The following is a 12,931-nucleotide window of genomic DNA, read 5'->3' as shown; positions in this document are numbered from 1 at the left end:
AATAACTTATTTGTCACATGCCATAACGAAATGGCTTACCCGCACTGACCATGTCTCTATGCACTGGGGCTAGAGCATTGGCGTAGGCGGCCAATAATTGGATCGTGTATTGGCTGCGCGCATGCTGACTTTCGCTTGTACATTGATGGTCTGCGGTGAGAATTTGTTCGCAGTTTCTGAATATCAGATGATCAGGCAAAAAACAGACATGGTTGTTTTTATTGCCTGTCATACGCAGTTCACTTATTGGGTAGACACCGTTGATACTGGAAGACACACTCACCAGCAATGCCGCTTTGTGCGCCAGTTCATCGTCGGTAGTCAGCATTAGAAAATTCTTCAGGGAGGGTGTCGCCATGCCGTGCCACTCGGGAGTGGTAAAAATAAACGCGTCAGACTGTTCGAGTTGTTGCTTGATCGCTTGCCATGGAGCCCATTCCTCACTTCCCTGCCATACGCCTTCATTCCAAAGGGGTAAGTCTAATTGATGTAAATCGAGGACGTGAATCTGCTCAAAATGATCGCTGGCGAGCGATGAAAGATAATGGGCGACATTGACGCTTTGAGAATTCTTTCGCTGGCTGCCTGCTACGATAGTGAGTTTCATGCTTGAACCTTATTTATGAGCCTAGGTTAATATTGTTATGAGTTTTCTCTGACCGAAGAGGTATCGTCAACATTATTAAGCCCAAAATGGCGAGTGCGCCGAATAGTTGCAATAAAGTTGCTGAGTCGTTAATGCAAAGTGGTGAGAAGACGAGCTTGTTGTCTGGTGTTTTAAACTTCGAGGAGCAGTAAATCTGGCTATAGCATTTATTTCAGCACTTCAAAATAGTGTGATCCTTAGTCCATAAATTGTGGTGATTAATTTTAAGTTTAATATTTATATGAGATCTATTTAGTACGCGTTGGATTATATCTGTATATCGAACAAAGGCGCGTATTTTTTAAGCTTCGATCTATTAGAACTCGAATAAAACTATGACGAATATATTGTTTGGCAAAGATGCGACAGCACAGGGTGTTGCAAAACAACGTTTAATAGAAACACTTGCAGCGCCCAATAAACGGATCATCAATGATTTGTTTGCAGAGCGATTCGTATTGGGTGCAAGTGTCATTAAGTTAATGGGTCATAAAGCATCGTTATGGCTAACAGATAAGTTCGCACCTGGGTTTCATGAGCACCTAATCGCTCGCACTCGCTATGTTGACGACTTTGTTCGCCAAAGTGTTGCAAATGGGGCAGAGCAGTACGTCATTCTGGGCGCAGGTTATGACTCGAGAGCGCATCGACTCGAATTGCCACCTGAGTTGAAGGTTTTCGAAGTTGACCAAGCTGATGTTCAAACTAAAAAGCGCGAAAAACTGTCACATGGGCTATCAGGATCAAATACCGTGACCTATGTGAGCGCAGACTTTAATCAACAGTCTCTAGTCGAGCAGCTACTGGCAGCGGGCTTTGATCAGAGTAAGCCAACGGTTTTCACCTTAGAGGGCGTATCCCAATATATTAGCAAGCAGGCGCTCAGTACCACCATTGAAGCCTTGGCTGCACTCACATACCGAACGCGATCGACTTTGTTTATCTCTTATGTCGATCAACGACTAAAAGACGACCCTAAAGCTTGCTTTGGCGAAGGCTATCCACAGGCAATAAAGCGAGCGAATACGATTTGTCGTTTATCAGAAAAAGTCGGTGAGCCTTGGGTATCTTTCTACAATGCCGATGAAATCGAATGGTTGTTGTCTCTGCGTGGCTTCGCTATTCAGGAAAATAAAACGCTGGAAGATCTTAACGCTGCGTATTTCACGCCTATTGGTAGAGCGATTCCTGAACAGAATATATTGAAGCTAGAACACTTTGTTATTGCGGCGGGTTGATTGTTTTTGAAATCGCGAGCATTGCCAATTTCTACTCACGGTTTAAATGTTAAAAGCTCACGGCATGACCGTGAGCTTTTTATATAGTTAAGGAAGCCCTACGGGCGTTCACCCGCCAAAATACGTTTTTCAATATCGGCAATCACACCAGGAAGATCGGCAATCGTATCTACTAAATAGTGAGGTGAAGCTTTGCCAAGCTTGACTCGAGCACGTTCGCGAGCAGCGTCAAGAGTCGCTTCATCAGCGGCTAGGTATTGCTCAAATGTCAGACCGGCTTCGTTGCCAGATAGCAGTAGACCTACCGTCCACATCCCAGCATTGTGGCCCTCTTCGATACCGGGTGCCGCATCATCGACTTTTACACAGGCACCAACGCTGTTTGCGCCAAGCTCAATGGCATTTTTCAGTGCCATGAACGGTGCTGGACGACCGCCTTGTGGTAGATCATCAGTAGCGACGACATAATCTGGTTTGTAGCCGTAATCTGCAGCCACTGGAATCAGTACATCCATTACTTGACGTGGGTAGCCAGAGCAAGAGCCGATCTTAATGCCTTTTTGTTTAAGATCGTTCACCACTTCAACCGCGTTAAGGATTGGCGCTGCGTGATCGGCGACTTTGGCTTTTTGCAAAGGCATGAATGCGGCGTAAATCGCGTCAACATCACTGTCTTGCATTTCTTGACCAAACTGAGCGGTCCAGCGAGCTTTGACTGCTGGAATTTGACCTACGGCTTTGATGTGATCCCATTTACCAATACCCATTGGCTCGCGGGCTTCATCTAGAGAAATCTCGAAGTCAAAGCCTTGTTTAAACGCTTCGACAAAAATGCTGGTTGGGGCGAACGAACCAAAGTCAACAATGGTGCCAGCCCAGTCAAAAATGACGGCTTGAAGAGGTGATGTGTGAGACATAATGTCATTCCTTAGAGGTTAATTTCTTGAGTTTGAAACGTGAGCAATGGCCTGCTCAAAAATGTCGAGCGCTTGAGTTAACTCGTCACGCGTAATGATCAAAGGAGGGCTGAGCTGAATGACGTTGCCTTGCGACACTTTAAAGCTCAAACCTTGATTTAAGCACTGGTAGAGGACCTGTTCGGCCTCGTCATAGGCTCGCTCTTTGGTGATGTGGTTTGTTACCAGTTCCACACCCCACAACAAGCCGATACCGCGTACATCGCCGATGACTGGGTATTGCGCTTTCATTTGCATGAGACGAGCACGAACAAATTCGCTGTCAGCACGCGTTTTCTCTAGCAGCTGCTCTTGCTCAATCGCTTCCATGGTGGCAAGCGCTGCTGCGCAGCCAAGGGCGCTTTTCTCATGCGTGTAGTGGCCTAGAGAGATTTCAGCAGCTGTGTTGTATTTATCTTTGGTTACCATTGCAGCTATTGGGACTAAACCGCCACCCAAGCCTTTACCGATACAAAGAATATCTGGTTCAATGTCGAACGCTTGGTAGGTAAACCATTCGCCGCTGCGACCCATACCATTGGGAATATCGTCAATAATCAGTAACACATTGTGTTTGTCGCAAATCTCTCGAATGCGTTTCCAGTACGCTTTGCTTGGTACTTGCACATCGGTGTTACGAACGCCTTCTGCGATAAACGCGCCAATGCCGCCTTCTTTTTCAATCACGTATTCTAGATAGTCAGCGTAGTGAACATCGCTCCCGTCTTGTGAAGGGAAGGCGCCGCGATAAGACACTGCTGGTGGGATACGTTCAACGCCAGCCATGAGTGGCCCCATGCCTTCACGGAAACAGGCTTCCCCACCGACAGAAATCGCATCAAGTGACGCGCCGTGAAATGAGTCCCACAGTGACACGACTTTGTAGTTGCCAGTGATATAACGAGCCAGTTTGAGCGCCATTCCTACCACTGAAGTCCCGCCCGGTGCGAATAACACACGGTTAAGCTCTCCGCCGCAGATATCGGCGAGTTTTTCAGCGCACTTAACCGCCGTTTCGTTAGTAAAGCGGCGCGGCGAGAAGGGCAGGGAGTGCATTTGCTCCGTCACACGTTTGATGACATGTGGATGGGCATAACCAAGTTGGTGAACGTTATTGCCGTGAAAATCCATATAGCGCTTGCCGCGAGTATCTTGGATGTAGATCCCTTCAGCGGCTTCTAACGAATCTAAACACGGTGTCGACATGGACTGATGCAAGAATACATCGGCATCGCGTTTGAGTAGCGCTTGCGTACGCTCATCTTGGATCTGCTGGTTCCACTCTTGGCGAGCGGGGGTGTTGTTGACATCCCCTTCGCTGCGCAGGTGGGTTGCCTGATCTGCCATTATGTTAGCTCCCAGTACATCGCGTTTTTCACCGCACCAATTAAGCGTTCGATGTCTGATGGGTGCACATCGCCAATATTGCCGATACGGAAGCAGTCTGCATTAGAGACTTTTCCAGGATAGATAACAAAGCCTTGCTCTTTCAAACGTTCGTAATAAGCTTTGAACTGATAGTCACTGTGCTCAGGTGAGTAGAACGACGTAATGATCGGTGAATGAAGCTCATCATTAAGTAGGGTACGGAAACCCAATGAACGCATACCGGTAACCAGAGTTTTCTGGTTAGTCTGATAGCGTTGGAATCGCGCTTCAATGCCGCCTTCTTGCTCCAATTCAGTAAGCGCCTGATAAAAAGCGCGCACGGTGTGGGTCGGTGAGGTGAAGCGCCACTTACCATGATTGACTTCCATGCAGTGCCATTGGTCATAGAGATCAAGGCTTAACGAGCGTGCTTGGCCCTTGCATTTCTCTAGCTCAGACTGTTTCGCGACAACAAAGCCAAACCCTGGGACCCCTTGAATACACTTGTTGGCAGAGCTGATCATAAAGTCGATGCCAAGCTCACCAATATCCATTGGGATACCACCAAAACTCGACATCGCATCTAAGATCACGGTTTTGTCATATTGCTTTGCTAGTTTGACCACGGCTTCGATTGGGTTAAGCATGCCAGTTGTAGTTTCGCAGTGAACAATGGCAACGTGAGTGATGGCACTGTCTTGTTCTAAGAGGCGGGTAACCTCATCAAGGTTCGGTTGGCTGACTTCGCCCGGTGCGACAATTTGAGTGTCGATGTTTAGATAGTCGGCAATTTGCGCGATTCGTGCACCATACGCACCATTGTCTATGACCAGTAGTTTGCCTTGCTGTGAGATTGCGCTGCCAATCGTAGCTTCGACAGACGCAGTACCACTGCCTTGCATTAGGACACTGGTGTAGCCTGTTTGTTTTGTGGCGAGTTGAGTGAGCTTAGCTCGAATGACTTCAACAATGTCTTTGTTGTAATCGTCATCCCATGTACACCAGTCTTTTAACATCGCTTCGCGCACGGATTCAGACGTCGATAGCGGGCCCGGAGTTAATAGCAAGTATTCGTTTTTCATCTCGTTTCTCGTTTTGGACTATACCAATAAGTTGTAATTACTCTAGCAATCGAAAATGCACGCCGTAAAGCGCCAAAACCAACTTTCATAAAAGTTTCATAGACCAACAAAGGCGCTATAACCGAGCGTCAAAGCGAACTCTTTTTCGTAAAACTGCCACTTTTTGTTCATTTAATCGTCATAAAACAAAATTAAGGTGAATGACATCAACTGGTACAGACCAAATCTAAATGGAGACGAAGATGAAAAACCGTTTGATGAAGGGAACACTGGCTACACTGGTTTCTCTATTAGCCACTAACGCACTAGCAGCAACAGAAGTCACTGTGTATACCGCTTTCGAAACGGACATTCTTGCTAAATATAAGAATGCATTTGAGAAAGAGAATCCGGATGTGAAAATCAAATGGGTTCGTGATTCGACGGGTATCATGACGGCGAAACTGCTGGCGGAAAAAAACAACTCGCATGCAGAGGTTGTGTGGGGTTTGGCTGGTTCATCTATGGCACTACTTAAAGAAGAGGGTGTTCTAAAACCATACACACCAAAAGGGCTTGATGATTTAAAGGTGAATCTCAACGATCCTCAGTCCAACCAAGCTTGGTTTGGTAATGACGCTTTCTTTAATGCTATCTGCTTCAATGAAGCTGTGGCTAAACAGCTAAACTTACCAAAACCTCAGTCATGGGAAGATCTGACTAAGCCGGTTTATCAAGGCCATATTGCCATGCCAACCCCGGCGTCTTCAGGTACCGGTTATATGCAAGTTTCGGCTTGGTTGCAGAATATGGGTGAAGACCAAGCTTGGAACTACATGAAAAAGCTTGATAAAAACATTGCTCATTACACGCACTCCGGTTCTAAGCCGTGTGTTCAAGCGGGAATGGGTGAAGTTGCTATCGGTATTTCTATGGCAGTTCGCGGCGCTAAGCTGATTAACCAGGGCGCGCCTCTCGCAGTGATCACACCAAAAGGGATTGGCTGGGAATCAGAAGCCGTCGGTTTGGTAAAAGAATCTGAAGCGGCTAAGCGAGTGGTGGATTGGTCTGTTTCGAAAGCAGCAAACGAGCTGTATGTCGAATCCTATCCAGTGGTGGCGCACAAAGCGGTGACTGGGAACGTGAACAATTACCCAGAAGTTCAAGGTGCAATGGCTGAGATGGACTTTGCAAAAATGGGGGCAGATCGGGCAGCTGTTCTGAAAACATGGTCTCAGAAGTTCGATTCAAAATCTGAGCCGAAATCTTAATCGTATCGGCACAATAACTTGAGCTAAAAGGGCGATCCTACGATCGCCCTTTTGTTGTTTGGACTCAGGGTAAGCGCGTTCGAGCGGCAAAAATAGCCATTGCAATCTACCTGATACAAAACTGTCATGCTGATGAAATAAACCAGATTTAAATTTGGTATATACCATTGGAGAGGCGATGATGACAGTATCCAACCCTTATCTAAATATCAAAAATGTGGTGAAACAGTTCGGTCAGTTCACGGCATTGAAGCAAATTTCACTGGCAATCAACAAAGGCGAGTTTGTCTGCTTTCTTGGTCCGTCGGGCTGCGGAAAAACTACCTTGTTGCGAGCCATTGCCGGGTTGGATCTGCCAACTTCGGGTCAAATCTATCAGGACAACCAAGAGACGACGTTTCTACCACCAGAAAAGCGCGACTTTGGCATTGTGTTTCAGTCCTATGCACTTTTCCCTAATCTGACGGTGCAGGAAAACATCGCCGTTGGGCTAAAAAATCAGGGAATGTCGAATAAGGAAGCGCTGGAAAAAGTCGACCATTGGTTAGAGATGATTGGGCTGCCAACGTCTGGTAACAAGTACCCAAACCAACTATCAGGTGGCCAACAACAACGTGTAGCCTTAGCACGTGCCTTGGCGTTGTCACCGGGCCTGCTTTTACTCGATGAACCTTTATCTGCGCTGGACGCTAAGGTGCGAACTCACCTTCGTGAAGAGATTTGACAGATGCAGCGCAAGCTCGGTATTACCACCATTATGGTGACTCACGATCAAGAAGAAGCGCTGTCGATGGCTGATCGCATCGTGGTGATGAACCATGGCGTCATTGAGCAAGTAGGCACACCGCAAGAGGTCTATGAAAAGCCAGCAACCCGTTTTGTGGCGGATTTCGTCGGTAGCATGAACTTTATCGAATCGTCGGTAGCATCGACGACCAGTCTACGTATCGCCGAGAGCATGCTGCCATTACCAGCTTTGGAGAATATGACGCTCAAACAAGGGGATATTTTCGACTTAGCGGTGCGACCAGAAGGACTGCGGTTTGTTGATAGAGCGTCGAATGCGATTCCAGTTAAAGTGTTGGCAAAAGAGTTTCAAGGTGCGTTTTATCGTGTGGAAGTTCAGATGCAACATGCGGCTACGTCTGCACCGATATACATTGATGTACCGATTAAGCGCGTTAACGAACTCGATCTGCGTCGTAACGACATTCGTTATATTGAATTTGCAGCTGATGGCTTACTGGGCTATCGCAGCGGTAAGCCTTCGTTGGACGCAGCAGCGTAGAGGTCAGCCATGCAGATAACTTCAACAATCAATGCGGGTGAATCTATGAAACAACGCGTCGCCACATTCTCGGCACAACATGTTAGTGCCAAGTTGAGTCGGGATAATATGGTGCTCTTCGGACTGCTGACAGTTTTGTTCGTTGCTATGGCACTGTTTATTTTGATGCCTCTTTGGGCGATGATGAAAAAGAGTGTCCAAAACAGTGATGGAGAGTTTGTCGGCCTGGCGAATTTTGCTAATTATTTTGCTACCGACAGTTTGTGGTTTTCCTTAACCAATACAATGACGCTGGGGCTAATCGTTACAGTCTCCGTAGGTGTATTAGCCTTTGGTTACGCGTTTGCTTTGACACGCTCTTGTATGCCATTCAAAGGTGTATTCCATTTGATGGGCACAGCGCCTATTCTGGCTCCATCGTTATTACCCGCAATCAGCTTGATCTTTTTGTTTGGTAATCAGGGCATAGCGAAAGAGCTACTACAAGGTCATTCAGTTTACGGTTTGATTGGCATTTCTCTTGGTTTGATCTTCTGGACATTTCCTCATGCGTTGATGATCTTAACCACATCACTGCGTACCTCGGACGCGCGTTTGTATGAAGCGGCACGTGCTCTTAAAACTTCGCCTTTAAAGACCTTTTTTATGGTGACCTTGCCAGCGGCGAAATATGGCGTCATCAGTACCCTAATCGTCGTCTTTACCCTAGTGGTGTGTGATTTTGGTGTGCCGAAAGTTATTGGCGGAAGTTACAGTGTATTGGCGACGGACATTTTCAAACAGGTTGTCGGTCAGCAAAACTTTTCGATGGGCGCAGTGACCAGTATTTTGCTGCTGTTGCCAGCGGTGCTGGCGTTTGCAGTGGATCGCTGGGTTCAGAGAAAGCAGAAAAGCATGCTCGATACTCGCTCAGTACCTTATCAGCCTGAACCAAATAAGCTCCGTGATTCTCTGTGTTTTGTGTATTGCTCGCTGGTCTCACTGGCCGTGCTCGCGGTATTGGGGATGGCGGTGTATGGCTCGTTAGTCACTTTCTGGCCTTGGAACAAGGCGTTAACGCTGAACAACTATAACTTTGCAGAGATGAGTACCTATGGTTGGAGTCCCTATTTCAACTCATTAAAGTTAGCGACCTGGACGGCGATTATCGGCTCGGTAGTGATTTTTGTTGGGGCATACTGCATTGAAAAAGGGCGTGCGTTTGCCCCGATCCGTCAAGCGATGCAGATGATGAGCGTGATCCCTATGGCGGTACCTGGATTGGTACTGGGTTTGGGGTATATCTTCTATTTCAATGATGCCAATAATCCACTTGGCGTGCTGTACGGAACGATGGCGTTTTTGGTGATCAATACCGTGGTGCATTATTACACCGTCGGCCACATGACTGCGCTAACGGCACTGAAGCAACTGCCTTCTGAAATTGAGGCGACCGCTGCATCAGTCAAGTTGCCGCAGTATAAGCTATTTTTTAAAGTGTCCTTGCCGTGCTGTCTACCGGCGGTACTCGACATTGCCATATATCTATTTATCAACGCTTTAACAACGACCTCTGCGGTAGTATTCTTGTATTCAACCAATACTATTCCGGCGTCAGTCGCGGTGCTGAACATGGATGACGCTGGCCAAACGGGCAGTGCTGCGGCGATGGCTGTGATGATCATGCTCTCTGCGGCTATCGCAAAATTGCTGCACATGCTTGTCGGCACGTTGTTTGAAGCAAAGACTCAAGCTTGGCGTAAGCGCTAAAATTGAAATGAAGAATCGTAACTAATGACGATTGATGTAAGGATGCCAAGTGCAATACGTAAAAATAAAAGATGCCATCGTTGAGCAAATCGAGTCGGGAATGCTAGCTCCGAGACAAAAGCTACCCGCAGAGCGCAAACTGGCTGAGTCATTTGACACCACACGTGTAACTTTGCGCGAAGCCTTGTCACTGTTAGAAGCAGAAGGGCGCATTTATCGAGAGGATCGCCGTGGCTGGTTTATCTCACCAGAACCACTGCGCTATGATCCTACGCAAACGCTCAACTTTACCAATATGGCGATCGCTCAAAATAGGCAGCCGCGCACGGAGTTACTGTCTGCAAAAGGTATCCTGACGACGAAGCGAGCGGCACAGCTTCTTGAACTGCCACCTTTCTCGGATATCTATCGAGTTGATAGGGTACGCTATCTTGAAGAGCGTCCGGTCGTTTATGTCACGAACTTCATCAGAACAGAGAAGTTCCCGGATCTTCTCGACCTCGATGTGGCGGGCGCATCACTGACGGACATTTACCGTGAAAAGTATGGCGTGGTTTATGCCAAGGTAAAGTATCGAGTGACAACCACGTCACTACTTGGTGAAGTTGCACAAGCGCTAAGGGCTACCTCAGGTACACCAGCGATGATGGTGGAACGCATCAACTATAACCAGCATGGTGAGTTGATTGACTGTGACATCGAATATTGGCGTCATGATGCCATCAGTATTGAGTCTATTGCTCAACTCGAAAGACAGTAATTTGATAGACCTCGATTGAGGTGCCCCCCTCTACCAAGCAGCATGTTCACATGCTGCTTGGCCTTTCTACGTGGATTTTGTTGTGACACTTTATGCTGCACTTTTGGTGATTTTTTCGGCATTACTTCATGCTGGTTGGAACATTCTTGGCAAATCAAATAGTGGCTCAGGTTACTCCTTCACCCTTGGGGCTTCGCTCTCTCAATGTTTACTGCTGGCTCCATTTATCATTTGGTGCTTTTGGCAAATAGGGTTCAGCAATGTCAGCCCTTACTTTTGGGGACTGCTTGCGCTTAGTGCCGTGGGTCAGGTGATCTACTTGGTGGGACTTCTCAGAGCCTATCAACATGGTGACATTGGTGTGATCTACCCTATAGCTCGTGCATTGCCTGTATTAATGGTTGGGGTAGGGGCTTGGTTCTTCGGTCAATCGCTGCATATAAGTGCATGGGCCGGATTTGCAATCCTAACCTTAGGTTGCTTGTTGGTTCCGGTAAGGGCATTTAGGCAGCTGACAGTTAGTGCATACGCCAATCTTGGTGTTTTATGGGCGTTTGTCGCAGCAGTTGGTACCACGATTTACTCGATCATTGATAAAGAGGGCATCAATTGGTTGATGTCGGAAACCTCGTCGCTGTCTCCTCTTCACATCGCGATTTTGTATCTTGGGTTACAAACAGCGGGTATTGCTTTGCTAATTTTGGTTTGGCTGCTGCTCACCAAACAAGTTGGAGAGCTCTCGCTTGCATGGAAGTACAAACGTCAGTCGGCGACTGCGGGCGTTATGATGGGATTAACGTATGGTATTGTTCTGTTTGCGATGACCATGGTTGAGAATGTCAGTTACGTGGTCGCGCTGCGTCAGGTGAGTATCATATTTGGCGTGTTTATGGGGATGTGGTTTTTGAAAGAACCCTGGCTCAATACACGCATTCTAGGGGTGATTTTGGTCAGTGCTGGCCTGGTTATCGCTCTTGCGATCTAATGAACTGAAAGAGTGACATTGATCCAATCCATGTAATAGGGATAAGAACTAGTGTACACTCTGGCAGTAACTCTATGATTAAAATGGAATTGAGTAATACATGCGATTGGAACACGTTATTGAGATCATTGAACACACCGACTCAGACCTTTTTTCAGACGCGATTGAGCAGTTTAATGCTCAAGGCATAGTGACCGATGGCCTGCTGCCTTTTTTGGATATTGTGTATCAATCGGCGCCCGAAGCACTTTGTCAAAGGCTCGCGTCGGCAGGTTTTAAAGGACGACCTCAAGTGACAAGCGGCATCTTGTTCAACGGTTTTGTCATCTTTAACGCGGAATTGTTCGATGAAGAACGCGCGTTGCATTTAGCCGCTGAAGAAATTAAATAGTATTTCGACCTTATAAAAAAAGGTTCATCGCGGCTTTCCGGGGAAGGCCGCTTTAATCTTTAGAAAGAAGTAGTCCGTGTCTCGGTAACCATAACCCATTCGCTTGATGAGTTTTATCTTGTTATTGATACCTTCCAAGGTGCAAGTATTCAGATGGTATGAAGCTGATGCCACTATTCCGTGAAGGTAAGGTTTGAGCTTTCTAGCAAAATTAATAAGAGGTTGTATGCCACTTTCATTCACCTGCTGCCACCATACTTCCCATAAACCTTTAGCGTGCTCCTCTGAGTCACAATACCAAAGTTCCTTGAGTTGAGCTCCAAGCAGATGAGTGATCATGAGGTCTCGGTTGATTGAGAGTATTTCATCAAGATAACTCTGTTGTTTTACGTTCAAGTTCTCTCGGTTTTTCAGAAGCACCCAACGGGAACGTTTTATCCAACGACGTGCTTTCTTGTCCGTTTTTAATTGATTTGCTTGGTCTACACGAACCCTATCCATGACCTCTCGACCGAACTTGGCTACAACATGAAACATGTCATAGACAATACGAGCATTTGGGCAATGCGCCTGCACTTCAAGGTCAAAAGCTGTGTTCATATCCATTGCCACAACTTCAATGTTGACGGCATTGTCGCCGAGCTCTTCAAAGAATGGGCGAATGTCCTTTCGGCTTCGGCCTATGCCAATCCAAAGCACTTGGTGTGTTTGAGCATCAGCAATGACCGTCGCATATCTGTGCCCCTTGAAGATGGCGAACTCGTCCATAACAAGTTGACGCAAATCACTCCAAGGCACCGTTGGCACAACTCGCTTAAGACGTTGTTTATCAATTTCTTTAATCGTATGCCAATGCACTCCGGTCAGCTCGGAGATATGCTTGATAGGCAATAGGGGCAGTAACTTTTCAATATAGCCCTTCAAGCGATTTGTGATTCGAGCATATGGTGCAACCCATGGTATAGCTTCCGTTTTTACGCCACAGTCAGGACAGTTTATCCGTCGAGTTTGTACCAAAAGCTCAACAGGAATATCGAACATCATTGTTTCTTTTAGCACTCGCCATTGGTAGTCATGAATAGAGTCGGATGAGCGACCGCATTGGCAGTGAGCGGTAGAGTCAGGCTTCAAGGTGATTGTAATTAAGGAGTCAGTTTTGTGGGACTTTATGATTTCAAAGCCTTCCCAGAAGGAAGATAGGAAAGTATTATTCGACAT

At 46.8% G+C, this 12,931-nt stretch carries 11 protein-coding genes and 1 pseudogene; 7 read left to right on the top strand and 5 right to left on the bottom strand.

Going from position 1 to position 12,931, the window contains the following annotated elements:
* Positions 1-13 precede the first annotated feature (13 nt).
* Entirely contained in the window at positions 14-607 is a 594-nt protein-coding gene (locus tag AAA946_RS21315; protein ID WP_338166754.1) for an NADPH-dependent FMN reductase, read from the bottom strand.
* A gap of 374 nt (positions 608-981) precedes the next feature.
* Here AAA946_RS21315 and AAA946_RS21310 point away from each other — a divergent pair, with 374 nt between their 5' ends.
* Entirely contained in the window at positions 982-1,884 is a 903-nt protein-coding gene (locus AAA946_RS21310; RefSeq protein WP_338166753.1) for a class I SAM-dependent methyltransferase, read from the top strand.
* Between the two features lie 98 nt (positions 1,885-1,982).
* Here AAA946_RS21310 and phnX read toward each other — a convergent pair whose 3' ends face one another.
* From phnX to phnW, 3 genes are read right to left on the bottom strand one after another with little or no spacing between them, the layout of a single operon-like run.
* Entirely contained in the window at positions 1,983-2,801 is an 819-nt protein-coding gene (gene phnX, locus AAA946_RS21305) for a phosphonoacetaldehyde hydrolase (RefSeq protein WP_338166752.1), read from the bottom strand.
* Between the two features lie 18 nt (positions 2,802-2,819).
* Entirely contained in the window at positions 2,820-4,187 is a 1,368-nt protein-coding gene (locus AAA946_RS21300) for an aspartate aminotransferase family protein (RefSeq protein ID WP_338166751.1), read from the bottom strand.
* On the bottom strand, positions 4,187-5,290 hold the full coding sequence (phnW, locus tag AAA946_RS21295; protein WP_338166750.1) for a 2-aminoethylphosphonate--pyruvate transaminase: 1,104 nt from the start codon (positions 5,288-5,290) through the stop codon (positions 4,187-4,189). Before phnW ends, AAA946_RS21300 begins: the two co-directional genes overlap by 1 nt.
* A gap of 242 nt (positions 5,291-5,532) precedes the next feature.
* On the opposite strand from phnW, the gene AAA946_RS21290 reads away from it, so the two are divergent.
* The 6 genes and pseudogenes from AAA946_RS21290 (at position 5,533) to AAA946_RS21265 (ending at position 11,713) form a co-directional block, all read left to right on the top strand.
* On the top strand, positions 5,533-6,540 hold the full coding sequence (locus AAA946_RS21290) for a putative 2-aminoethylphosphonate ABC transporter substrate-binding protein (RefSeq protein WP_338166749.1): 1,008 nt from the start codon (positions 5,533-5,535) through the stop codon (positions 6,538-6,540).
* A 181-nt stretch (positions 6,541-6,721) separates the two neighbouring features.
* A pseudogene (locus AAA946_RS21285) lies at positions 6,722-7,828 on the top strand (putative 2-aminoethylphosphonate ABC transporter ATP-binding protein).
* 45 nt (positions 7,829-7,873) lie between these two features.
* Positions 7,874-9,577 (top strand): putative 2-aminoethylphosphonate ABC transporter permease subunit, encoded by a 1,704-nt coding sequence (locus AAA946_RS21280; protein WP_338166748.1) that lies wholly within the window; start codon positions 7,874-7,876, stop codon positions 9,575-9,577.
* Positions 9,578-9,626: 49 nt separating this feature from the next.
* Positions 9,627-10,337 carry a phosphonate utilization transcriptional regulator PhnR gene (gene phnR, locus AAA946_RS21275; RefSeq protein WP_338166747.1) on the top strand — a complete coding sequence of 237 codons (711 nt, stop codon included), beginning with the start codon at positions 9,627-9,629 and terminating at the stop codon, positions 10,335-10,337.
* Positions 10,338-10,419: 82 nt separating this feature from the next.
* A complete protein-coding gene (locus AAA946_RS21270) occupies positions 10,420-11,322 on the top strand; it encodes an EamA family transporter (protein ID WP_338166746.1) in 903 nt (300 codons plus the stop codon).
* A 100-nt stretch (positions 11,323-11,422) separates the two neighbouring features.
* The gene (locus tag AAA946_RS21265) at positions 11,423-11,713 is read left to right on the top strand and encodes a hypothetical protein (protein ID WP_338166745.1); all 291 of its coding nucleotides are present in this window, start codon (positions 11,423-11,425) and stop codon (positions 11,711-11,713) included.
* Between the two features lie 24 nt (positions 11,714-11,737).
* Here AAA946_RS21265 and AAA946_RS21260 read toward each other — a convergent pair whose 3' ends face one another.
* The gene (locus tag AAA946_RS21260) at positions 11,738-12,931 is read right to left on the bottom strand and encodes an ISL3 family transposase (protein WP_338164865.1); all 1,194 of its coding nucleotides are present in this window, start codon (positions 12,929-12,931) and stop codon (positions 11,738-11,740) included.

It is taken from the genome of Vibrio sp. 10N (genome assembly GCF_036245475.1).
GTDB lineage: Bacteria > Pseudomonadota > Gammaproteobacteria > Enterobacterales > Vibrionaceae > Vibrio.
The sequence above is the reverse complement of the archived record's forward strand: the minus strand, read 5'-3'. Positions and strand labels throughout refer to the sequence as shown.

Coding starts and splice junctions, on each gene's coding strand:
- AAA946_RS21315 (WP_338166754.1), bottom strand. CDS start 607: ATGAAACTCACTATCGTAGCAGGCAGCCAGCGAAAGAATTCTCAAAGC.
- AAA946_RS21310 (WP_338166753.1), top strand. CDS start 982: ATGACGAATATATTGTTTGGCAAAGATGCGACAGCACAGGGTGTTGCA.
- phnX (WP_338166752.1), bottom strand. CDS start 2,801: ATGTCTCACACATCACCTCTTCAAGCCGTCATTTTTGACTGGGCTGGC.
- AAA946_RS21300 (WP_338166751.1), bottom strand. CDS start 4,187: ATGGCAGATCAGGCAACCCACCTGCGCAGCGAAGGGGATGTCAACAAC.
- phnW (WP_338166750.1), bottom strand. CDS start 5,290: ATGAAAAACGAATACTTGCTATTAACTCCGGGCCCGCTATCGACGTCT.
- AAA946_RS21290 (WP_338166749.1), top strand. CDS start 5,533: ATGAAAAACCGTTTGATGAAGGGAACACTGGCTACACTGGTTTCTCTA.
- AAA946_RS21280 (WP_338166748.1), top strand. CDS start 7,874: ATGAAACAACGCGTCGCCACATTCTCGGCACAACATGTTAGTGCCAAG.
- AAA946_RS21265 (WP_338166745.1), top strand. CDS start 11,423: ATGCGATTGGAACACGTTATTGAGATCATTGAACACACCGACTCAGAC.
- AAA946_RS21260 (WP_338164865.1), bottom strand. CDS start 12,931: ATGTCGAATAATACTTTCCTATCTTCCTTCTGGGAAGGCTTTGAAATC.